Consider the following 21241-nt stretch of genomic DNA (forward strand, 5'->3'; position numbering starts at 1 on the left):
ATAGACGAACTATGCATAGGTCACAAAAATTACCTAATCTTCCGCAATAGCAAGCGGATTACAGAAGCTCTTTGCGAAGCTGAGCCGCCGATTTCGGGGACAGGTAGCCCGGAGCGATATCGAACACGGTTTTCGCGCCGGAAGCCCCTTCCTTGTTCAGACGGTAAGCGGCGCGCGCGTAGGCGACGAGAACGCTGGCCGTGAATTCCGGGTTGCTCTCCAGTTTCAAGGAATACTCGATGATTTGTCTCGTATTCGTCCCGGTCACGCCGCTGCGGATAACGAATCCGCCGTGCGGCATCTGGGAGTGATCGCGGCGAAGCTCTTCCTCGCTGATGAAAGTAACGGTCGTATCATAGTCGGAAAAGTAGTTCGGCATCGACACGATTTCTTGGCGGATTTGCTCCTGATCGGCGCCCTCTTGAGCTACGACGAAGCATTGGCGAAGATGCTTTTGGCGAGTCGACAATTCCGGCGTTTGCCCTTGGCGAATTTGGTCGATCACTTCGTTCACGGGAACGGTGTATTGAACGCCGCCTTTGACGCCTTGCACGCGGCGGATGGCATCGGAATGCCCTTGGCTGACGCCTTTGCCCCAGAAGGTGTAATCCGTTCCTTCGGACAGAATCGATTCCGCCATCAGGCGGTTGATGGAGAAGAGCCCCGGATCCCAGCCGGTGGAGATGACCGCGACTTTGCCGGCTGTAAGAGCCGAATCGTTCACCTGCTCGAAATATTCCGGGATTTTCGCATGGGTGTCGAAGCTGTCTACCGTATTGAAGGATTTCGAGAAGAACGGTCCTTGCTCCGGCAAGTCGGTTGCCGATCCGCCGCATAGAATCAAGACGTCGATGCGGTCTTTGTAGCCCTCCAAGTCGGACACGTGCAGGAAAGTCAGGCCGCCCTCGCTCCCGAAGGAAGCAGGCTCCCGGCGCGTGAATACGCCGACCAGCTCCATGTCGGGGTTTTGTCCGATCGCGGACACGACGCCTCTGCCCAGGTTGCCGTAGCCGACGATACCTATTTTAATCGCTGCGCTCATTTGATGACCTCCAAGTCATTTTGTAAATTTTAAATAATATTATTATCGACATTTTGTGACTAGTCGCTATTATAAGCGTTCTTCACGAAGCTGACAAATGGCGTTAGATTAGCAGGGCTTCATTTTGCGGAATTCGGCGACCGTCAGCGCTTATTTTTTCCAAACCGTCATTCGAATAGCATCCGGCGCATTAGTGAAAAATACCGCGTTGACGGGTGCTTGCTAGGAGAGGGGAAGAAAAGCCGCCATGAACGGATTGCAGACCATTCTGACCATCGTGCTCATGAATGTCGTGTACGTGTCTTTATTTACGATCCGAATCATTCTCGTTATGAAAGCGAGAAGATTGCTGGCTTCTCTGATCAGTACGTTCGAGGTTTTCGTCTATTTGATGGCTCTGAACATCGTGCTGAAAAATATCGACGACCCGCTAAATCTGGCTGCTTATTGCATCGGGTGGGGAGGCGGGGTTTGGCTCGGAATCAAAATCGAGGAGTGGCTTGCTCTCGGTTACATAACGCTGCAGATCGTCGTCGAATCCGGCTCCAACCGGCTGCCGGTCTTGCTAAGAGAGAGGGGCTTCGGCGTCACGAACTGGCTTGCGGAAGGAAAGGACGGTCCGCGGCTGGTGATGGAAGTATTAACGAAGAGGAATCAGGAAAAGTACTTTATGCGCATTCTTAACGAGGTGGCTCCAAAAGCGTTCGTTATTTCGTACGAGCCGCGCGCTTTTCGCGGAGGCTTCTGGACGAAGCGGCTGAAGAATCAGCCATGAATGCCAGAAGCAGGCATGGTCTTCGCCGCAAAAGGACAGTCTAAGCGCAAGACTAATCGGAGGTTGAACGGATGATCCGGTTCGAGAACGTGACGAAAACATACGACGACGGCTTCGAAGCTCTCAAGGGAATCAACCTCGAATTCTCGGAAGGCGAGCTTACCGTTCTGATCGGCCCAGCGGATGCGGAAAGTCGACCTTGATGAAGCATATCAACCGGCTGAACAATCCGACGACGGGTGCCATCTATATTCGCGACCGCGACATTTCCCGAATCGATCCGGTAGAATTGCGGCGAAGTATCGGCTACGTCATCCAGAACGTAGGTTTATTTCCGCACATGAACATCGCGAAGAACGTTGCTGTCGTCCCGAGGCTGCTGAAGTGGGATAAAAGCAAGACGGAGCAAAAGGTAGACGAGCTGCTGCGCATGGTCAATCTCGATCCGGGAGTCTATCGCAGCCGCTACCCGTCCGAGCTTAGCGGCGGCCAACAGCAGCGGATAGGCGTCATCAGGGCGCTCGCGGCGGATCCCGATGTGATTTTGCTGGACGAGCCCTTCAGCGCGCTCGATCCGATTAGCAGGGATCAATTGCAGGATGAGTTAATCCGTCTTCAACAGGAGCTGAAAAAGACGATCGTATTCGTCACTCACGATATGGACGAGGCGATCAAGATCGCCGATACGATCGTTCTGATGAAGGACGGAGAAGTCGTCCAGCGAGGTACGCCCGATCATATTCTGCGGCATCCGGCCAATGAATTCGTCTCCAGCTTCATCGGCAAAAAAAGGCTGCCGACCGACACGTTGAATCCCGATCTTACCGTAGACGACGTCATGTCGGAGCATCCCGTCACCGCCTCCCCGAATCGGGGAATGGCCGAAGCCGTTAAGTTCATGGAGAAAAATCGCGTCGATTCGCTGATCATCGTCGGCCCTGACAGGCGGCTTCTCGGCCATGCTTCCATATTCCGTGTTCTAAGGCGGTTCAAGGAAGAGGACGCGAGGCTGTCCGACGTCATGCAGCCGTTCGCCCACGTGGTCGAGTCGGGGTCCTCGGTCGCGCTTGCTCTTGCGCTCATGAGCGAGCATCGCCTCCCCTACTTGCCGGTCGTCAACGACAAGGGACAGCTTGCCGGGCTCATTACCAAAGGGAGTGTCGTCCGCCATCTGGCCGATGTGTACAATCCGGACGATATGAGCCTGGAGGAGCTGACGGCCGAAGCGGAAAAAAGCAAGGAAGGCGCGCAGGCGGAACCGGGGCCGGAAAAGCCTGAACCGGAGTCGGTCGCCGAGGAAGGAGAAGGGCGATCGTGATGGGATGGCTGTCCGACTACGGGGAGTTCTTGAGAAGCAGGCACGCGGATATTCTGACCGCTCTTAGGGAGCACGTCTACATTTCCGCCGTATCGATCCTTCTGGGAGCAATCGTCGCGATACCGATCGGCATCTGGCTGGCGGGCAATCGCCGGGGGTGGCTGAACGGCGCCGTGTTCACTCTCGCGAACGTGCTGCAGACGATACCAAGTCTGGCGCTGCTTGCGATTCTCATTCCTCTGCTGGGCATCGGCCGTACTCCGGCCGTCTTCGCCCTGTTCTTGTACTCGCTCATGCCGATCATGCGCAATACGTACTCGGGATTTCTGGCCGTAGACGGGAACGTACTCGAAGCCGCGCGCGGGATGGGCTACAGCCGTATCCAGAGGCTTCTGCGAATTCAGCTTCCGCTCGCTTTTCCGTACATCATGTCCGGTCTAAGGGTAACGACGGTGTACATTATCAGTTGGGCGACGCTCGCTACCTTGATTGGCGCGGGCGGTCTCGGCCAGCTCATCTTTTCCGGTCTCGGAGTGAACAAGAAGGAGCTCATCGTTACGGGGGCGCTTCTTGCCGTCCTTCTGGCCCTTGTCGCGGATTTCCTTCTGGGGCTGGCGGAGAAAAGGGTAACGGCCCGAACGAGAAGCAAGCCGGTGCAAAATCCGGCGTGACAGCGCGCAAGGAGGGAACCAGATGAGACAGAAGAAGCGGACGAAGACGAAGCTTCGCTTTCCCGTTATCGCCGTTGCGCTCGCGATAATTTGCGGCTCTGCGCTGTCGGGCTGCGGCAGCGGCAATACGATCCGAATCGGCACGCAAACGTTCTCCGAGCCCAAAATCCTCGCTCAGATGTACAGGCTGCTGATCGAAGATCGGACCGACCTTAAGGTCAAGGTTATGCCGGACTTGGCGGCCAGTCCTGTCGTGCTCAGCGCCGTAGCCGACAACGACATTCAGATGGCGACGCTTTACTCGGGAATCGTGTTGGACAATTACTTCCCCTTCGAGCCGACGAAGGACCGCAAGAAGGTGCTTGAGCAGGCGCAAGCGGGGTTCGACAAGCATTACGGCTTGAAGTGGTACGATTCGTTCGGCTTCGAGAACACATATGCGTTTACCGTACGCAAGGACTTGGCGGAGCTGAAGCATTGGACGAAAATATCCGACGTCAAGGAGGAGGCCGCCTCCATGCGGCTAGGAGTCGACACGACATGGATGGAGCGGGAGGGCGACGGGTACCCAGCCTTTCGCAAAGAGTACGGGATTTCATTCGGCAAGACGTATCCGATGGAGGTCGCGCTTGTCTACAACGCCGTTGCCAGCAAGAAAATGGACATCGTTCTGGCATACTCCACGGACGCAAGACTGAAGGAGTACGAGCTGGTGACGCTAGAGGACGACAAGCATTTTTTTTCGCCTTACGACGCGTCCCCGTTATTCGCAAAGACGTATTGGAGAAGCATCCGGAATTGGACGAGATCATCGGGCTGCTTATCGGCAAAATCGACGCTCAGACGATGGTCGATCTGAACTACGAGGTGGACGTCAACAAGCGGAACGAGAAGAAGGTAGCCGAGGAATATTTGAAAAAGGTCGGATTGCTGAGCTGACGAGGTGAAGGCATGGAGTTGTTTTTTCGCTATGTAGGCGAGAATTGGAGAGACTTGCTCGTGTTTGCCTGGCAGCACGTTGCAATGGTGGCCGTCGGCCTGCTCCTGGCTTTGGCGGTCGGCATTCCGCTCGGCGTCCTTGCTTCCCGAAGCCGGCCGCTGGCGCGAGTCATTCTGGCTTTGGCGAATATTTTGCAAGTGTTTCCGACCTTGGCGCTGCTCGTCCTGCTCATGGTCGTGTTCGGGCTGGGGACGACGACGGTAGTCATCGGCTTATTCCTTTACTCGCTGCTCCCGGTAATCCGCAACACCTATGTAGGGCTTACCCAAGTATCTCCGACCTTGATGGAGGCGGCGAGGGGAGTCGGCATGAGCTCCTTGCAGGCGATGGCGACCGTCCAGCTGCCGCTCGCGCTGCCGTTCATCCTGACCGGTATTCGGATTGCGGTCGTCGTCGCGATCGGCGTCGCGACAATAGCGCCCTTGGTCGGAGGCGACGGTCTGGGCCGCGAAATTTATTCGGGCATTAACATGAACAACCCCGCGCGGTTGTACGCGGGGGCCGTTCCGGCCGCACTGTTGGCCTTGTTCGCGGATTTGGTTCTGGAGCGCCTGCAGAAATCCGCGAAGATCGGGAAGTAGCGGTTATTTGAGATGGTCGAGCAGCACCTTTTGAATCAAGTCGGCCGGTTGAGGCCGGTAGAACAGAAACCCTTGAATATCGTCGCAGCCGTGCTTTTGCAGGAAGGCGAACTGCTCTTCCGTCTCCACGCCCTCGGCCAGAATGGACAGCTCCAGTCTTTGCGCGACAAGCAGCATAGCCAGTATTATCGCCTCGTCCCGAGTGTCCTTGCCTATGCCCCATATGAAGGATCGGTCGATTTTGATCCGGTTGACCGGCAGCCGCTTCAAGTAGCCGAGCGAGGAATGCTGGGTGCCGAAATCGTCGATGGAAATCGTGATGCCCATGCTTCTAAGCTCAGTCAGCGTAGGCAGACTTTCGTCCTTCATCGCCAGATTTTCCGTAATCTCAAGCTCCAGGTATTGCGGGTCCAGCCCGGTTTCCTCCAGAATCCGCCGTATGGATTCGAGCAGATTGTTATGGCCGAACTGCCTCGCCGACAGGTTGACCGCCATCCGGATCGGAGGTAATCCCGCGTCCTGCCACGCTTTGTTCTGGGCGCAGGCTTTGCGCAGAATCCATTCTCCCATCGGCACGATCATGCCCGTCTCTTCGGCTACCGGGATGAAGGTTGCGGGGGAGATCGTGCCCCGCTTCGGATGATGCCAGCGAATGAGCGCCTCCATCCCGATCAACTGCCCGGTCTCGACCTGGATTTGCGGCTGGTAATGGACGTCGAACTCGTCCCTCTCCAGCGCGCGGCGGAGGCTGTTCTTGATCTCCATCTTTTCCTCGACGTCCGAATTCCGATTGCTGTCGTAAAATTTGTAGTTGTTCTTTCCCTCGTCTTTGGCCCGGTACATGGCTTTGTCCGCATTCTTGGTCAGTGTCGCAGCGTCTTCGCCATGCTCGGGATAGAGCGCGATCCCGATGCTTGAAGTGATGAAATATTCCGAGTCGTGCAGCAGGAACGGCTGCTGGAACAGGCCGACGACTCGTTCGGCGACTTGGCGAGCCTCGTCCGGATTGCAGACGTTCGGCATCACGATAGTAAATTCGTCCCCGCCGATTCGCGATACCGTCTCTTCCCCGGTCAACTCTTCGGACAACCTTTTGCCCACTTCGTTCAACAGAAGATCCCCGAAAGCGTGGCCGAGCGTATCGTTCACGAGCTTGAACTGATCCAGATCAAGGAACAGCAGCGCCATCGAACGATGCGAGCGCTTAGCCGCCGAAATCTGATCTTCCAGCCGTTCGTTGAAGAAGGTCCGATTGTGAAGGCCCGTTACGAGGTCGTGGTAAGCCATGTGGCGCAAGGACTGCTCCTTGCCCTCCAGCACCTGATACTGCTCCCGCAGCTCCTCCTCGACGGCCAACAGCTCCTCGTAGGTAGCTTCAATATGCTGGTTCGCTTCAACGAGCTCGACGGTTCGTTCGTTGACCTTCTTTTGCAGCTTTGTCTTCTGCGTGAGCAATACATAGAGCAAGAACATCAGCAGCAGCATGGACAACGTGCTGAAAAGAACGATCAGACGAACCTTCGATGAGATCGATTCGAGTCGTTCGCTTTTTGGAACGGCTGCCATTTCCCATGCGCCCTCGGTGAGCGATACCGTCTCCCGCAGCCTTGACGCGTCGTCGAACAGCTTCGGGTTCCCGAATATGACTTGCCCGTCCGCCCGGACAGCCAGCTCGATGCCTTTGTCCTCGGCTTTCAGCCCGGCTTCCTCCAGAATCGGAGGCACGTCGAGCACGACGGAGACAAACCCCCAGAACCGATCGTGAAAAAAAACCGATTGCCTGGTCAGCAGGCCGCTTCCGCCCTGCGTTAATTCGAAGGGGCCGAGAAGCGTTACCCGCGTCAGCTCCTTCGTTCGCTCGGCATTGAGACGGACTTTCGGGTCCGAATGAGCGAACAGATCGAGCCCCAGCACCTTTTCGTTGCCTTGAAGCGGATAGATGAAGCGGGCTATTCCATTAGGATAGATAGATAAATTGCGTATTCCTTGCTGAGGCAAGGTGAAGTGCGAAGCGAACGAATCGAATCGAACCGGATCGACGGAGCCGTCATTGTGAATCAGTTCCGTATAAGTGAAAGCTTTGAGGCCCTCCGACATGAGCAGCCGGCGTTCGATCGACAGCTTCAATGAGGAGGCGTTGGCGGTCAGCTCGGCAGAAGCGTCCCGATAGACTTCTTCGGCAAGCCGATCCTTGCAAAGGTAAGCGAAGCCCGTTATCAGTCCTCCAAGGAAGAGGAAGACGAGCAGAAGGATGCCCCATGTGCTTAAGGAAGTCGTCTGACGCGGTTTGAGGTCTTGAGACCATAAATTCATGGAGGATTCCCCTTCGTGCCGACGCGCGGTCTAAGCAAAAAATGATTACTAACAGTATTCACCAAAATGCGACATAATCCTGCAACAAATTGGGCTAAAAGACTCTTTTTTATTGCGAAATATTAGACATTGTCTGACAAAGAATTCTATTCGCTAACTCATATTATCCGTTAACAAGGTAAAAACTCGCCGTCCTTTGCCGTTGCCCAGCCCAATTTTGCACCGTAATCAAAATTCGTTCTAAGGGGTGTTGACAGGGGGAGGAAATGGTTTATATTTATCTTAAATTTAAGATATTCAAATTAAAGATAAATGCGGAAAGGGGAGAGGCGGAATGGGCAATCAAACGGAGAAAGAAGCCACAGCGGCTTCGCTCAAGCTGTTTGTCGTTTTGTCCAAGGCTTACAAGGCGGTTATGGACCATGCCGTCAAGGATATGAAGCAGCATGGACTGTCGCCTTCCGAATTTACCGTCCTTGAGCTGCTCTATCACAAGGGAAAGTTTCCGCTTCAGCAGATCGGCGAGAAGATTCTCGTAACGAGCGGAAGCGTGACCTATAACATCGACAAGCTGGAGAAGAAAGGCTATCTGAAGCGGATCCCTTGCGACGACGACAGGCGCGTCACTTTCGCCGGAATAACGGAAGCCGGGCAGCAGCTTTTCGATCGTATTTTTCCCGATCATGCCGCCGCCATCCATTCGGTCATGAGAGGCTTATCGTCGGAAGAGAAAGAGACGGCTGCCAGTCTCTTGAAGAAGCTGGGCCTGGGTGTAGCGAAGGGCGATGCGGGGTAGAATTAGGAGCGGGCAGGGTGAATAGCTGGAGACCGGCAAAGTACAAGAAGCAACGTTTTCGCAGATCAAATATCTTAAATTAAAGATAAAATAAAAGAGGAGCGATTGATTATGACTACGCAACGGACGACGGGGATTCATCACATTACCGCTTTCGCGAGAGACCCGCAGCGCAATGTTGATTTTTACGCGGGGGTTTTGGCGCTTCGGTTGGTGAAACGGACGATCAATTTTGACGCTCCGGAAGTGTACCACCTGTATTTTGGAGACCAAGCGGGAAGCCCGGGCACGATCATGACGTTCTTTCCGTGGGCGAACAGCCGCAGAGGGACGGTAGGCGGCGGACAGGTGGGCATCACGACGTTCGTCGTGCCGCCGGGGTCGCTTGAATTCTGGCGCGCAAGATTGGCGTCTTATCGGATTCAGACGCGCGAGTCGGAGCGCTTCGGCGAACAATTCCTGCAATTCGAGGATTACGATGGGCTGCGTCTGGAAATCGTCGAGCGCGCCGATGGCCGGGCGAGCCAATGGTCGTTCGCCGGCGTCCCTTCGGACAAAGCGATCAAAGGGTTCGGGGGAGCCGTTCTCTACAGCTCCGCGCCGAACCGTACCGAGGCCGTGTTGACGAACGTCATGGGACTCGATTTCGTCGGTCGTCACGCCGAATATAACCGGTACAGAGCGTCCGGCGACCTCGGCAATATCATCGACATGCCTGCGAATCCCGTCGGCCGCGGCAATGGCGGGTCGGGCACGGTGCATCACATCGCGTGGCGCGCCAAAGACGATCAAGACCATGCCGAGTGGCGCAGCAGACTTCAAGAAGAGGGGCTTTCGCCGACGCCCGTCATGGATCGCCAATATTTCAATGCGATCTACTTCCGCGAGGAAGGCGGCATACTGTTCGAGATTGCGACCGATCCTCCGGGCTTCGCGAGGGATGAAGCGCAGGAGGCTCTTGGGGAAAAGCTGATGCTCCCGAGCTGGTACGAGCCGCATCGCGCGGAGATCGAAGCGAATCTTGCGCCTATTCAAGTTAGAGAACCGGAGGTGGAGAACGGATGATTCACATTTACAGGCAAGGAACGGACGCCAAGGCGCCGACATTAGTATTTTTCCACGGAACGGGCGGGACGGAGCGGGATTTAATCCCGCTTGCCCCGATTCTGTCGCCCTCGTCGTCCGTACTGAGCGTGAGAGGCAATGTGCTGGAGAACGGGATGCCCCGATTTTTCCGGCGTCTTGCCGAAGGCGTATTCGACGAAGAAGATTTGGTGTTTCGGACGAAAGAGCTGGCCGAATTTTTGGACCATGCGGCGGCGGAGTATGGGTTCGACCGCGGCAACGTTGTTGCCGTCGGCTACTCGAACGGAGCGAACATCGCCGGGAGTCTCCTGCTTCATTACCCGGATGCGCTTCGGGCCGCTATTCTGTTCCATCCGATGGTGCCGCGCCGCGGCATCGCGCTGCCTGACCTGACACGCACGCCGATATTCATCGGGGCGGGCCGGAACGATCCGATCTGCTCCCCGCAGGAGACGGAGGAGCTGGAAGGCTTGCTCCGGAACGCAGGCTCGTCCGTGTCCGTCCATTGGGAGAACCAAGGGCACCGGCTGACCCAATCGGAGACCGAGGCTTCCGCCAAATGGCTTCGCGAACAATTTCAATAAGACGAGGAGCGAACGCGCAATGGGAACAACTATTCATATCGATCCGGCCGACCAATCCGAACGCGACAATTACAAGCTGCTCATCGGAAGCGTCCTCCCGCGGCCGATCGCCTTCGTAACGACGCTGTCCGACGAAGGAACGCTGAACGCGGCTCCCTTCAGCTACTTCAACATCGTAACCGCGAACCCGCCGATGGTGTCGATCTCGGTGCAAAGAAGCGGCGGCAAAAGGAAGGACACTGCGCTGAACGCGGAAGCGCGAGGAGAGTTCGTCGTTCATATCGCCGACGAAGGCTACGTCGCTCAGCTCAATGAAACCGCGGCAAGCCTTCCTTCGGACCAAAGCGAGGTCGAGTTGGCCGGTCTGACTCCGGCGGCCAGCTCCAAAATCTCGGTTCCCGGCGTTGCGGAGCCGAAAATCCGGATGGAGTGCGTATTGGAGCGCGTCATCACGCTTGGAGGAACCGACGATAAAGGGCCGGCTTGCGATCTTTTGATCGGCCGCGTCGTCGCTTTTCATATCGATGCGGCGCTTTACGAAGGCGGCCGGATCGACGCGGGGCAATTGGCTCCGGTAAGCAGACTGGCGGGAACGAGCTACGCAAAGCTAGGGGACATTTTTTCGATAGAGAGACCGCAGTAAGGAATACAAAAGTCGTGGGGGAGCCGTGTAGGACATGAGCGAGTTGGAAACGTTGGTCACAAACAGACGATCGGCCATGAATTTCGTGGAAGGGGTCGATATTCCCGAGAGCGAGTTCGAAGCGATGTTCTCCTTGAACAAATTCGCTCCGTCGGCTTTTAACCTGCAGCACACTCATTACGTTGTTGTTACCGATCCTGAAATCAAGGACAAGGTGTACTTGGCCGCCAACAAACAGCATAAGGTGAAAACCGCGTCGGCGGCGATTCTTGTTCTGGGAGATCCGAAAGCGTACCGCCAGGTCGGAGCTTTGAACGAAGGAATGCTGGCGTTAGGCGTTATGAGCAAGCTGGATTATGACTTGGAAGTGGAGAACGTCACCGCTTTCTATGAGTCGCGCGGCGAACGGTTCCAACGGGACGAAGCGATTCGCAGCGCCAGCCTGTCGGCGATGCAGCTCATGCTGATCGCGAAGGACCGGGGCTGGGACACGTGTCCGATGATCGGGTTCGATCCGCAAGCGATGAGCGAGGCTTTGGACGTTCCCGAGCCATTCGTGCCCGTCATGCTGATCACGATCGGCAAGTCGGACACGGCGAAAATCCGGCCTCGCGGTTATCGCAAGCCGGTCGGGCAGCAGGTCAATTACAATCGTTTCGGTGGTTCTTCGTCCCACTGATGCGCGCGCAAACTCACCATTCGCGGAAAGAGTGGTACTACGTCCCACTGATGCGCGCGCAAACACACCATTCGTGGAAAGAGTGGTACTACGTCCTACTGGTGCGAGCGTAAGCCCACGATTCGTCGAAAGAGCGGTACTGCGTCCCACCGATGCGCGCGCAAACTCACCATTCGCGGAAAGAGTAGTACTACGTCCCACTGATGCGCGCGCAAACACACCATTCGCGGAAAGAGTGGTACTACGTCCCACCGATGCGCGCGCAAACACACCATTCGCCGAAAGAGCGGCACTGCGTCCCACCGATGCGCGCGCAAACACACCATTCGCCGAAAGAGCGGTACTGCGTCCCACCGATGCGCGCGCAAACTCACCATTCGCGGAAAGAGTAGTACCACGTCCCACTGATGCGCGCGCAAACTCACCATTCGCGGAAAGAGTGGTACTACGTCCCACTGATGCGCGCGCAAACACACCATTCGCCGAAAGAGTGGTACTACGTCCTACTGGTGCGAGCGTAAGCCCACGATTCGTCGAAAGAGCGGTACTGCGTCCCACTGATGCGAGAGCAAGCACACCAAATAATAGAACGAAAAAATCGTTTTATTCCATGTGTGACCACTAACCAAGGGTGTAATAAGACGAAGAATTCGTCTTATTACCTCTCTATCGCCCTCCACTCCGAACTCCCGCACCCAAATAGCACGACTTCATCGTCTTATTTCGCTCAACTATGACCAAATCGAACAAATAAGACGAAAAATTCGCTTTATCCCATTCGTTCTAGATATTCGTCGAAAGAGTGGTGCTACGACCCGCTGATGCGACACCGAGCGAGCGAAGCTCCGGAAAATCATTCTTATCGATTCCCCCGAAGTCTACATTCCCGGCAACCGCCTGCCGTTCATAATAACGGAATCCTTAGGCAATAGAAGCGCGAACAGTCCGAGCAGCGGGAGGTAGGCGCAAGCCTTCATCATGAAGGAAACGCCGTGAGAGTCCATGATCGCCCCCATGATGACCGATCCGAGACCGCCCATGCCGAAGGAAAGTCCGAAGAAGAGTCCGGCTACCGTTCCGACGTAGCCCGGCAGCATCTCCTGAGCATAGACGATAATGACCGAAAATCCGGACATGAGAATCAAGCCGATCGCCAAGCACAAGAGGACGGAGCCTGTCGGCCCGGCATAAGGAAGGAGCAGCGAGAACGGCGCCGTTCCGAGAATGGAGAACCAGATGATTTTTTGCCGCCCGAACCGGTCCGCGAGCGGCCCGCCCAGGAACGTTCCGATCATCCCGGCGAATTGCAGCGCGAAGAGGCAGAGTTGCGCCCGTTCCAGCGGCAAATGAAACTTTTCCATGTAGTAGAACGAGTAGTAGCCGGTCATGCTGGCTAAATAGACGAATTTCGAAAACAGCATCAGAATGAGGATACCGAGCACGAACGCGATGAAGGCGCGGCTGAACCCTTTGTCCGAAGCCAACGACGAGGCTCGGCGTGCGGCTCCGGTGCGGCGGGCTTGCTGACCGTACCATTTGCCAATCGCATATTGCAGCATAATTCCGGCGACGGCGAGCAGGATGAACCAGAGAAAGCCAAGCTGCCCTTGCGGGCCAATAACGTAGGCTGCCAGCAGCGGCGCAATCGCCTGTCCGGTATTTCCGCCTACCTGAAAGACGGACTGGGCGAACCCTTTGCCCCGGCCGGCTGCGAGGTGGGCTACGCGGGACGCCTCCGGATGAAGGATGGAGGAGCCGATGCCGATGAGCGCCGATGAAACGAGCAGATAAGCGAGCGTAGGCGACAGAGCAAGTCCGAGCATGCCGAACAAGGTGAAGAGCATCCCGAGAGGAAGAAGCATCGGCATCGGCCGGCGGTCCGTATACGTTCCGATCAAGGGCTGCAGGATGGAGGCGGTGATGTTCAAGGTAAAAGCGACCCATCCGATCTGGGCGAAGCTTAGGTGCATCTCCTGTTGAAAAAGCGGGAAGACGGCGGGTACGACCGCTTGCATCGCATCGTTCAGCAAATGCGCTCCGCTGACTCCGAGCAGGATGGACAGAGCGGTGTTCTTGGTAGATTCGGTGGCGGCAGACGTAGTCATGATGAAGCGACATCCTTTCCGGTAACGTGTTTGTTACCATGCTAACGGAATGCGGGAAGAACGTCGCCGCGAAAGTTGCCTTTTATCCGAGCAATTTTTGCTATAATCGGATCAGGTGAACGCTCATGCATATGCAAATGAAATTGCCGCAGCTAGAGCTGCACAGAATTGACGAACAATTCGATAACGTTCCGCACGTCCACGACCATCATTTTCAAGTGACGGTTCCCGTACGCGGAGCGTGTTACTTTAATCGCGAGAACAAAGAGTACGTCCTGAACGCCGGAGAGAGCCTGGTGCTCAATCCGAGCGACCGTCATTCGTTCCGCATCGGTCCGGATTCCGGAGTTATCATAATCAAGGTGGACGAACGGAGCTTCTACCCGGCGCATCTGACGGAGCGGGTCGAGCCGGCTTTCCGCCACAGCGTCGACGCCTCCGAGTTCGCGAAGCAGTTCCGCAAATGGACAACGGATGTGTTCGCGCTCGACCAAGTGGATCCTATGGCGGCCGAGGAGACGGAGTCCAAGGTGCTCTCGTATTTGCAGCGAATGCTATGGGCCGATCAGACGGACATCCTCCGCGGTTCGGGAACGAGGGTGAACACCGCCCAGACGGATCGGGGCATGGCCCGGGTGCTGGAGTATGTCCATGCGCATTACGCCGAACGTCTGAACTTGGACGAGATGGCGGCGGTCGCTATGCAAAGCCGGTTTTATTTCATCCGCTCTTTCAAGGCATTGACGGGATGCACTCCCTATCAATATGTCCTTAGGCTGCGCGTCGAGGACGCTCAGCAACGGCTTCGGCGAACCGCCGATACGGTGACGGACATCAGCTTCGCTCTGGGCTTCTCCAGCGCGAGCCAATTTTACCGGGTGTTCGCGGGGATCGTCGGCATGTCGCCCGAGAAGTACCGCAGCTACGCCAAGTCGCTCTAGATACGGTCGCGAGAACGCAAAAAGAAGCCTCCCTGATTCGGCTGCTGCCGGATCAAGGAGGCTGTTTTTACGTAGGTGTTCATCTCATTTTCATCTCAAGCTTCCGCCCGTTCCTCGTACAATTTCGCAATCTCGACGATAACCCGAACCGCCTGTACCATCGTATCGAGCGAGACGTATTCGAATTTGCCGTGAAAATTTTCTCCCCCGGAGAAAATGTTCGGAGTCGGCAGCCCCATGTACGAAAGCTGGGAGCCGTCCGTGCCGCCGCGGATCGGCTTCACGATCGGCGCAATGCCGAGGTTCGTCATGGCGTCGTGGGCGATGTCGACGATCTCCTTGACCGGCTCGATCTTCTCCCTCATGTTGAAGTACTGGTCCTTCAGCTCCAGCTCGATGCTGTCTTCTCCGTACTTGCTTCGCAGTTGCCCGACGACGCTCTCGACGAAAGCTTTGCGAGACGCGAACGTGACTTTGTCGAAATCGCGGATAATGTAGACGAGCTTCGTCTGCTCGGTATTTCCTTGAATGGAAATCAGATGATAGAAGCCTTCATAGCCTTCCGTGTACTCGGGAGCTTCCTGGACGGGAAGCAGCGTATGAAGCTCCATGGCGATCTTGGAGGAATGCACCATCTTGCCCTTGGCGGTCCCGGGATGAACGTTGACGCCTTTGACCGTAATACGCGCTTGCGCGGCATTGAAGCTTTCGTATTCAAGCTCGCCGAGCGGCCCGCCGTCTATCGTGTAGGCGAATTTGGCTCCGAAGGCGGCTACGTCGAACCGGTGCGGGCCTCGGCCGATCTCTTCGTCGGGCAAGAAGGAGACGCGGATTCTGCCGTGTTTGATGTCGGGGTGAGCGATCAGGTAAGCCATCGCAGTCATAATCTCCGCGATTCCGGCTTTGTCGTCCGCGCCGAGCAGAGTCGTGCCGTCGGTCGTAATCAGCGTCTGTCCCTTATAGCCGGACAGCTCGGGAAAATCGCGCGGAGACAGAACGATGTTGAGCGCCTTGTTCAGGACAATGTCGCCCCCGTCGTAGCTCTCCACGACCTGCGGGTTGACGTTCGCGCCCGTGAAGTCGGTCGCAGTGTCCATGTGCGCGAGAAAGCCGATCGTCGGAACCGATTTGTCTGTATTGGAGGGGAGAGTAGCCATGACGTAGCCGTTCTCATCGACGGTCACGTCCTCCATGCCGATGTCTTGTAATTCATAGACCAGATGACGGGCGAGGTTCCACTGCCCCGGAGTGGAGGGGCACGTATCGCTCGAATCGTCGGATTGGGTGTCGATTTGGACATACTGTGTGAAACGCTTCAAAATTTCATTTTTCATTAGGGGCCACACTCCCGTCGCTTTCAATATCTTTCATAGTATCACATTCGGATACCGTGAACATGTCCATGAACGTTCGGGCGCTTTTGGACAAATAGCGATCCTTCAGCCAGACGATGCCGACGTCGGTGTGGAACCCGGCGTTAGAGATGGAGGCCGTCTTGATTCCCGGGATGGCGAAGGAGGAGATGACGGATCCGGGCAGGACGGTCGCTCCAATTCCAGCGGCGACGAGCGAGACGATAATCGCCACGCTGGAGCATTCGCACAAGATATATGGATCGATCCCGTCGAGACGAAACTCATGAATCACCTTCTCGTGCATGCCGGTCGTCCGATCCGTCTTGAGCGTGAGCAGCGGAAAGTCGGCCAGCTCGCGCAAGGACATCGACTCGGGGAAAGATTCCGGCAGCCAAGCGCTCGGAATGAGGGCGACGAAAGGATCCGACGGAAGGGGCATGACGGCAAAAGCTTCCGAGTCGGGCGCGGATTCGAACGGCAGCCTGGTCACAGCGAGCTCGATGGCGCGGTTCTCCAACTGCTCGTAGAGCAGGAAATGATCGCCTTCCCGGATTTTGAACGTTACATTCGGATAACGCTCCCGGAACGCGCTGATTCTCGGAGGCAGCAGCGACGTGCAGGAGACCGCCGCGCCAATCGACAGCACGCCGTGGACGGCTTCGTCGAATTCCTTCACCTGCTGGATCGTCTCGCTTAATTGCGCAAGCAGCCGTTCGGCGTTCTGCCGCAGCAGCTCTCCGGCTTGCGTCAGCTTCAGTCGCTTGCCGCTGCGGTCGAACAGTAGGACGCCAAGCTCCTGCTCCATCTGCTTGAGCTGGCGGCTGAGCGGAGGCTGCTCCATATTGAGCAGCTTGGCCGCGCGGGTAATTTGCCCTTCGTTCGCAATCGCCAGAAAATAGCGAAGCTGCCGGATGTCCATGCTCGTTCTCTCCTTCTAATGAGCATACCTTGAAGGTATGCTTATCCCGTCAAAACCGATATTTCCAATATAGATGAACCCTTGCTATCATTCAACTCATAGCATCACTATGGGCGAGGAGATGAAGCGCGGTGAACACCCCGATCATCGTTAACGAATCGACGGACAAGAAGGCTAAGCCTTCGGCCGATCAGCTAGGCTTCGGCAAATATTTCACGGACCACATGTTCATCATGGACTACGATTCCGGCTTAGGCTGGCATGACCCCCGGATCGTGCCTTATCAGCCGATCGTTCTGGATCCGGCGGCAAAGGTGTTCCACTACGGTCAGACCGTGTTCGAGGGAATGAAAGCTTTCGTCGCCTCGGACGGGCGCATTCTGTTATTTCGTCCGGAGAAAAATTTGCGCCGCCTGAATTTCTCCAATCATCGGATGAGCATCCCGCAGCTTGACGAAGAGGTTGCGCTGGAAGCGATCCGGCAGCTCGTTCTGCTGGAACGCGATTGGATTCCGGCGGAGCCCGGCACATCGCTCTATGTCCGGCCGTTCGTAATTGCGACGCAGCCGGCTCTAGGAGTCGCACCTTCGGAGCAATACCGCTTCATCGTCATTCTGTCGCCGGTCGGCGCTTATTACGCGGAAGGCATCAACCCCGTCAGCATTTATGTCGAGCCTGAATTCGTCCGCGCCGTAGCGGGCGGCGTCGGCAACGCCAAGACGGCGGGCAATTACGCCGCCGGTCTTATCGCGCAGCAAGAGGCTTCGCGGCAAGGCTACTCCCAGGTGCTGTGGCTGGACGGAGTCCATCGGACCTACATCGAGGAAGTCGGCAGCATGAACGTCTTTTTCAAAGTGGGCGATACCGTCCTGACACCTGAGCTGAACGGAAGCATCCTGGACGGCGTAACGCGGGATTCGGTCATTCGCCTGCTTAAGCATTGGGGAATTGCCGTGGAGCAGCGCCGGATTTCCATTGCGGAGCTGGTCGAAGCGCAACGGAACGGGTCGCTGACGGAAGCGTTCGGCACCGGCACGGCTGCCGTCATTTCCCCGATCGGGGAATTGTACTGGCAAGGCGAGAAGTTTTCCGTTAACGAAGGCCGGACGGGAGATCTGTCCGCGAAAATTTACGACGCGCTTACCGGTATCCAGAGAGGGACCGAGCCCGATCCTTTCGGCTGGATGCTGGAGCTTAGCCGCGCATAAGCTTGATATTCTCGACGAAGCCCTCCGGCTTTCCGTTTCTCCAACGGTACCGGAAGGCTTTTTTCATGATAATATGATTTGAACGATGGGTTGGAGAGGGGCAGGAGGGCATGCAGCCATTTACGGAGAGGGTCGTTGCCATTATTAAAGCTATCCCTGCGGGTTATGTGATGACTTACGGGCAGATCGCAGAGGAAGCGGGCAGCCGAAGAGGAGCCCGGCAGGTTGTTCGTATTTTGCATTCTCTGAGCGAGAAGCATGGCTTGCCGTGGCACCGGGTCGTCAATGCCCGAGGGGAAATCGCCTTGGGCGAAGGAGAAGCCGGTTATTCGCAAAAGCTAAGCCTGGAGAGCGAAGGGGTTGTTTTCGAGCTTGGCGGCCGGATCGACTTGAACAAATATCGCTACGTGGAGCTTCAAAATTAGTGTTATAATAAGCCCAACTAGCCAAGATTCGACAAGTTGGTGACATTGCGGCATGAACAGCTTGCTTGATATGACAACGGTGCTGATTTCTCTCGTTATCGGGAACCTATTCACCTTATTGCTGGTCTTTCTGTATCGTCAGAAGGACGGGATAGACCGATCGTCGCGAACTTTTTTCGCAGCGAAGGTGCTTCAGTCGGCCGTATGGGCTTACTATGGCATTTTCGGAAAAGCGCTCGATCTCTTTTCCATTTTGTTCGGCAATACGGTTCTATTCCTGGGCATCGCTCTGGAGACCTCCGCTATTCTCATGCTGCTAGGCCGGTTTACGCCCCTCATGAAGAGGTTCTACATCGGACTGTCGGCGGTCAGCATCGTCGGCTTTCAGCTTGTGGCGCTGTCGGGACTAGACGAGGAAGCTCGTACGCTCGTCGCTTCGCTATTGTTCATTCTATTCGTACCGGCTCCCGCGTACTTGCTTCTCAGTCAGCGCAAGCAATCGCTGCTGAAGGGCATGATGGGTGCTCTCTACGCTGCGGCTGTTGTGCTGCTTGTCGGGCGGGTGACAGCGGTAGGGATATTCGGCATCAATATGGGGCTGTTATCCCCTAATTTGTTCCAGACCGTTTCTTTTCTAGGCCTCTATCTTCTGATGATTCTCGGAAATACCGGGTTCGCGCTCATGTCCAAGGAAAAGACGGACGGCGAGCTGCTCCGTTGGGCCAGCCTCGACGATTTGACCGGCGTGATGAATCGGAGAGCGTTCGGCGAGGCTGCGGAGAAGACCATCTCGGGCTTGAAGAAGGCCGGTCAGCCGTTTTCCTTCATTCTGTTCGATATCGACGAATTCAAAGCGATCAACGATGAGTTCGGACACGATGCGGGTGATCGGGTTCTTCAGCATTTGACGGCAGAGATCAAGGGAAGGCTCGGCTCCGAAGACCTGTTCGGACGGTTCGGAGGCGACGAATTCGCGATCTTGCTGCCCGGGCAAAATGAAGAGCGTTCCCGGGGAACGGCGGAACGGCTCAGATCGGCTATCGAGAGCGCTTCGTTCGAGGGTTTGCCGCTCCGGTATACGATTAGTCTCGGAGTCGTTACGATCGAGCCGAACAAGACCGTTCAGCTAAGCCAGCTTTACAAATGGAGCGATCTCGCCCTCTACGACGCGAAGAAAAAAGGGCGCAATCAAGTCGCCAACAACGTCTCGGTGTAGAGAACGGATCAATCCGCGTTAATTATCGATTCGCCGTCGTCCTTGCTTGGACGGCGGCGTTTTTGCATTGTCTGCTCCTGCAGCGAGTTGCGCTCCCAGAAGACGCCGTCGGAGTATCCTTGAATGGCGGGCTCCCGATCCGCGATAGCAAGACGCTTCTCGGCCAGACAGCCGTAGGTTTCGTCCGTTTCTATGCCGACGTATCGCCGGTTCAGCTTTTTCGCCACGACGGACGTCGTGCCGGAGCCGAGGAACGGATCGAACACGACGCCGCCCTCTTCGGAGCTCGCCAGAATGATTTTGGCCAGCAGCTTTTCCGGCTTTTGCGTCGGGTGATCGGTATTTTCCGGCATCGACCAGAAGGGCACCGTCAAGTCGGTCCACAGGTTGGACGGGTGAGTGAGCCGGAACTTGCCGTCCTCTTCGTCTCCCCAGTCCTTCGGCGTTCCCGCGTCGTTGCGGTAAGGGGCGAGCACCTTTCTTTTCATCTTCACCCGGTCGACATGGAAGGCGTATTCGGAGGAGCGTGTGCAGAACCAAATATCCTCCGATGCGTTTTTCCAGTTGGCTAAAGCTCCCCGTCCCTTTTCCCGCTCCCAGGTAATCCGGTTCTGGATTTTCAAGTAGCGAGAGGCGACATCGAAGATGGCGCTGCTCGAACGCCAATCGCCGCATATGTAGACCGAGCCGTTCGGCTTCAGGACGCGGACGAGCTTGGAGAACCAGGAGTCGAGCCATTCCGTGTAAGCCTCGTTGTCCATTCGCGAGAACGTCTTTCCGTTGAACGTCTTCGTCAGATTATAGGGCGGATCGACGAACAGCAAATCGACGAATTCCGCCGGCAAAAAGTCGAGCGCGGCGAACAAATCCTGATGCACGGTTTTGTCCGTCAGCTCTTCCGGGCTTGCGGGACGGTCAAGGGTAATCAACCGTTTCTTGTAGATTTCTCTCTCAGCGCCGTCTAGCGTGAGGGTTCGGTTTCTTCCTGCTCGCTGCTTGGTTGGATCGGCCGTCTCGGTCAACTGCTAGCACCGCCTAATCGTAATGGCTTACTGGAACGATTATAGCACCCTCGCTCTTCTCCGTGAATGAGACGCCTCCCGCCAGGGGAACCGTATGATTGGCGAGATCGCCAAACGTATGGGGGCCGCAACCCGAGGGAGATCGCCAACGCAGGAGAGACGTAACCTGTGAGAGATCGCTAAAATCAAGGAAAGGCGGGGGCCGGTATGTCACGAAGATCGCGAAGAAGGCTGCTCGTTCCCGGAGCGGAGCAAGGGTTGAATGCGTTCAAGGCGAACGTCATGCGCGGCGAAGGGTACGAGGTAGACCCGAGTCGTCCGGACGATGTCAAGTATGAGGTGGCGAGGTCGCTCGGAGTTCCTCTGCAAGCCGGGGATAATGGCAGGCTGAGAACGGAAGAGGCCGGGCGCGTCGGAGGCAAAATCGGCGGCACCATGGTTCGCGAGATGATCCGGCTCGCGCAAGCGCAGCTCACGGAACAGCCTTCGAAGGAGCCGTAGACTGTATGGTAGACGGGGCATCGAATGGCGCGAAAAAGCCGGGAACAGCTTGATGCTGTTC

Annotated in this window: 21 protein-coding genes and 1 pseudogene; 16 read left to right on the forward strand and 6 right to left on the reverse strand. The window is 56.2% G+C overall.

What is annotated here, in order from left to right; translation table 11 throughout:
• Positions 1-58: 58 nt before the first annotated feature.
• Positions 59-1042, reverse strand: a complete 984-nt coding sequence (locus D3H35_RS13690) for a diaminopimelate dehydrogenase (protein WP_119149890.1) — start codon at positions 1040-1042, stop codon at positions 59-61.
• A gap of 247 nt (positions 1043-1289) precedes the next feature.
• On the opposite strand from D3H35_RS13690, the gene D3H35_RS13695 reads away from it, so the two are divergent.
• The 6 genes and pseudogenes from D3H35_RS13695 to D3H35_RS13715 all read left to right on the forward strand — a co-directional run bounded on the left by D3H35_RS13695 (position 1290) and on the right by D3H35_RS13715 (position 5387).
• The gene (locus tag D3H35_RS13695) at positions 1290-1817 is read left to right on the forward strand and encodes a DUF2179 domain-containing protein (protein WP_119149891.1); all 528 of its coding nucleotides are present in this window, start codon (positions 1290-1292) and stop codon (positions 1815-1817) included.
• Between the two features lie 71 nt (positions 1818-1888).
• Positions 1889-3135: pseudogene (locus D3H35_RS13700) on the forward strand (betaine/proline/choline family ABC transporter ATP-binding protein).
• Positions 3135-3806: an ABC transporter permease gene (locus D3H35_RS13705; RefSeq protein ID WP_119149892.1), complete on the forward strand. Its 672-nt coding sequence runs from the start codon at positions 3135-3137 to the stop codon at positions 3804-3806. Before D3H35_RS13700 ends, D3H35_RS13705 begins: the two are co-directional and overlap by 1 nt.
• 22 nt (positions 3807-3828) lie before the next feature.
• Entirely contained in the window at positions 3829-4665 is an 837-nt protein-coding gene (locus D3H35_RS13710; protein WP_325050071.1) for a glycine betaine ABC transporter substrate-binding protein, read from the forward strand.
• Positions 4605-4745 carry a hypothetical protein gene (locus D3H35_RS34155; protein WP_325050072.1) on the forward strand — a complete coding sequence of 47 codons (141 nt, stop codon included), beginning with the start codon at positions 4605-4607 and terminating at the stop codon, positions 4743-4745. Before D3H35_RS13710 ends, D3H35_RS34155 begins: the two co-directional genes overlap by 61 nt.
• Before the next feature lie 12 nt (positions 4746-4757).
• Positions 4758-5387 carry an ABC transporter permease gene (locus D3H35_RS13715; protein ID WP_119149893.1) on the forward strand — a complete coding sequence of 210 codons (630 nt, stop codon included), beginning with the start codon at positions 4758-4760 and terminating at the stop codon, positions 5385-5387.
• Between the two features lie 3 nt (positions 5388-5390).
• Here the strand turns inward: D3H35_RS13715 and D3H35_RS13720 are convergent, their stop codons facing one another.
• Positions 5391-7700 carry a putative bifunctional diguanylate cyclase/phosphodiesterase gene (locus tag D3H35_RS13720; RefSeq protein ID WP_119149894.1) on the reverse strand — a complete coding sequence of 770 codons (2310 nt, stop codon included), beginning with the start codon at positions 7698-7700 and terminating at the stop codon, positions 5391-5393.
• Positions 7701-8034: 334 nt separating this feature from the next.
• Here D3H35_RS13720 and D3H35_RS13725 point away from each other — a divergent pair, with 334 nt between their 5' ends.
• The 5 genes from D3H35_RS13725 (at position 8035) to D3H35_RS13745 (ending at position 11488) form a co-directional block, all read left to right on the forward strand.
• Positions 8035-8496, forward strand: coding sequence for a MarR family winged helix-turn-helix transcriptional regulator (locus D3H35_RS13725; protein WP_119149895.1), 462 nt, complete (start codon positions 8035-8037; stop codon positions 8494-8496).
• A 111-nt stretch (positions 8497-8607) separates the two neighbouring features.
• Positions 8608-9561, forward strand: coding sequence for a ring-cleaving dioxygenase (locus D3H35_RS13730; RefSeq protein ID WP_119149896.1), 954 nt, complete (start codon positions 8608-8610; stop codon positions 9559-9561).
• On the forward strand, positions 9558-10166 hold the full coding sequence (locus D3H35_RS13735) for an alpha/beta hydrolase (RefSeq protein ID WP_119149897.1): 609 nt from the start codon (positions 9558-9560) through the stop codon (positions 10164-10166). The genes D3H35_RS13730 and D3H35_RS13735 overlap by 4 nt, the downstream gene beginning before the upstream one ends.
• Before the next feature lie 19 nt (positions 10167-10185).
• Complete coding sequence (locus tag D3H35_RS13740; RefSeq protein ID WP_119149898.1) at positions 10186-10809, forward strand: flavin reductase family protein; 624 nt, start codon at positions 10186-10188, stop codon at positions 10807-10809.
• 34 nt (positions 10810-10843) lie between these two features.
• On the forward strand, positions 10844-11488 hold the full coding sequence (locus D3H35_RS13745; RefSeq protein ID WP_119149899.1) for a nitroreductase family protein: 645 nt from the start codon (positions 10844-10846) through the stop codon (positions 11486-11488).
• An 878-nt stretch (positions 11489-12366) separates the two neighbouring features.
• On the opposite strand, the gene D3H35_RS13750 is transcribed toward D3H35_RS13745, so the two are convergent.
• Positions 12367-13593 (reverse strand): MFS transporter, encoded by a 1227-nt coding sequence (locus D3H35_RS13750; protein ID WP_119149900.1) that lies wholly within the window; start codon positions 13591-13593, stop codon positions 12367-12369.
• 131 nt (positions 13594-13724) lie between these two features.
• On the opposite strand from D3H35_RS13750, the gene D3H35_RS13755 reads away from it, so the two are divergent.
• Entirely contained in the window at positions 13725-14534 is an 810-nt protein-coding gene (locus D3H35_RS13755) for an AraC family transcriptional regulator (RefSeq protein ID WP_158594105.1), read from the forward strand.
• 95 nt (positions 14535-14629) lie between these two features.
• Here the strand turns inward: D3H35_RS13755 and pepT are convergent, their stop codons facing one another.
• Complete coding sequence (pepT, locus tag D3H35_RS13760) at positions 14630-15868, reverse strand: peptidase T (RefSeq protein ID WP_119149902.1); 1239 nt, start codon at positions 15866-15868, stop codon at positions 14630-14632.
• The gene (locus D3H35_RS13765) at positions 15858-16808 is read right to left on the reverse strand and encodes a LysR family transcriptional regulator (RefSeq protein ID WP_119149903.1); all 951 of its coding nucleotides are present in this window, start codon (positions 16806-16808) and stop codon (positions 15858-15860) included. The genes pepT and D3H35_RS13765 overlap by 11 nt, the downstream gene beginning before the upstream one ends.
• A gap of 131 nt (positions 16809-16939) precedes the next feature.
• Here D3H35_RS13765 and D3H35_RS13770 point away from each other — a divergent pair, with 131 nt between their 5' ends.
• The 3 genes from D3H35_RS13770 (at position 16940) to D3H35_RS13780 (ending at position 19657) form a co-directional block, all read left to right on the forward strand.
• Positions 16940-18016: a branched-chain amino acid aminotransferase gene (locus D3H35_RS13770; protein ID WP_119149904.1), complete on the forward strand. Its 1077-nt coding sequence runs from the start codon at positions 16940-16942 to the stop codon at positions 18014-18016.
• Between the two features lie 110 nt (positions 18017-18126).
• Positions 18127-18441, forward strand: coding sequence for an MGMT family protein (locus D3H35_RS13775; protein ID WP_119149905.1), 315 nt, complete (start codon positions 18127-18129; stop codon positions 18439-18441).
• Between the two features lie 52 nt (positions 18442-18493).
• Positions 18494-19657, forward strand: coding sequence for a GGDEF domain-containing protein (locus D3H35_RS13780; RefSeq protein WP_119149906.1), 1164 nt, complete (start codon positions 18494-18496; stop codon positions 19655-19657).
• Positions 19658-19665: 8 nt separating this feature from the next.
• On the opposite strand, the gene D3H35_RS13785 is transcribed toward D3H35_RS13780, so the two are convergent.
• Positions 19666-20679, reverse strand: a complete 1014-nt coding sequence (locus D3H35_RS13785) for a DNA-methyltransferase (protein ID WP_119149907.1) — start codon at positions 20677-20679, stop codon at positions 19666-19668.
• A 207-nt stretch (positions 20680-20886) separates the two neighbouring features.
• Here D3H35_RS13785 and D3H35_RS13790 point away from each other — a divergent pair, with 207 nt between their 5' ends.
• Complete coding sequence (locus D3H35_RS13790; RefSeq protein WP_119149908.1) at positions 20887-21180, forward strand: alpha/beta-type small acid-soluble spore protein; 294 nt, start codon at positions 20887-20889, stop codon at positions 21178-21180.
• Positions 21181-21241: the final 61 nt, after the last annotated feature.

It is taken from the genome of Cohnella faecalis (assembly GCF_003570905.1).
Classification (GTDB): Bacteria; Bacillota; Bacilli; order Paenibacillales; family Paenibacillaceae; genus Cohnella; species Cohnella faecalis.

Excerpts from the sequence above, each read along its gene's own strand:
- D3H35_RS13690 (WP_119149890.1), bottom strand. The coding sequence starts at position 1,042 with ATGAGCGCAGCGATTAAAATAGGTATCGTCGGCTACGGCAACCTGGGC.
- D3H35_RS13695 (WP_119149891.1), top strand. The coding sequence starts at position 1,290 with ATGAACGGATTGCAGACCATTCTGACCATCGTGCTCATGAATGTCGTG.
- D3H35_RS13705 (WP_119149892.1), top strand. The coding sequence starts at position 3,135 with ATGGGATGGCTGTCCGACTACGGGGAGTTCTTGAGAAGCAGGCACGCG.
- D3H35_RS13710 (WP_325050071.1), top strand. The coding sequence starts at position 3,829 with ATGAGACAGAAGAAGCGGACGAAGACGAAGCTTCGCTTTCCCGTTATC.
- D3H35_RS13715 (WP_119149893.1), top strand. The coding sequence starts at position 4,758 with ATGGAGTTGTTTTTTCGCTATGTAGGCGAGAATTGGAGAGACTTGCTC.
- D3H35_RS13720 (WP_119149894.1), bottom strand. The coding sequence starts at position 7,700 with ATGAATTTATGGTCTCAAGACCTCAAACCGCGTCAGACGACTTCCTTA.
- D3H35_RS13725 (WP_119149895.1), top strand. The coding sequence starts at position 8,035 with ATGGGCAATCAAACGGAGAAAGAAGCCACAGCGGCTTCGCTCAAGCTG.
- D3H35_RS13730 (WP_119149896.1), top strand. The coding sequence starts at position 8,608 with ATGACTACGCAACGGACGACGGGGATTCATCACATTACCGCTTTCGCG.
- D3H35_RS13735 (WP_119149897.1), top strand. The coding sequence starts at position 9,558 with ATGATTCACATTTACAGGCAAGGAACGGACGCCAAGGCGCCGACATTA.
- D3H35_RS13740 (WP_119149898.1), top strand. The coding sequence starts at position 10,186 with ATGGGAACAACTATTCATATCGATCCGGCCGACCAATCCGAACGCGAC.
- D3H35_RS13745 (WP_119149899.1), top strand. The coding sequence starts at position 10,844 with ATGAGCGAGTTGGAAACGTTGGTCACAAACAGACGATCGGCCATGAAT.
- D3H35_RS13750 (WP_119149900.1), bottom strand. The coding sequence starts at position 13,593 with ATGACTACGTCTGCCGCCACCGAATCTACCAAGAACACCGCTCTGTCC.
- D3H35_RS13755 (WP_158594105.1), top strand. The coding sequence starts at position 13,725 with ATGCAAATGAAATTGCCGCAGCTAGAGCTGCACAGAATTGACGAACAA.
- pepT (WP_119149902.1), bottom strand. The coding sequence starts at position 15,868 with ATGAAAAATGAAATTTTGAAGCGTTTCACACAGTATGTCCAAATCGAC.
- D3H35_RS13765 (WP_119149903.1), bottom strand. The coding sequence starts at position 16,808 with ATGGACATCCGGCAGCTTCGCTATTTTCTGGCGATTGCGAACGAAGGG.
- D3H35_RS13775 (WP_119149905.1), top strand. The coding sequence starts at position 18,127 with ATGCAGCCATTTACGGAGAGGGTCGTTGCCATTATTAAAGCTATCCCT.
- D3H35_RS13780 (WP_119149906.1), top strand. The coding sequence starts at position 18,494 with ATGAACAGCTTGCTTGATATGACAACGGTGCTGATTTCTCTCGTTATC.
- D3H35_RS13790 (WP_119149908.1), top strand. The coding sequence starts at position 20,887 with ATGTCACGAAGATCGCGAAGAAGGCTGCTCGTTCCCGGAGCGGAGCAA.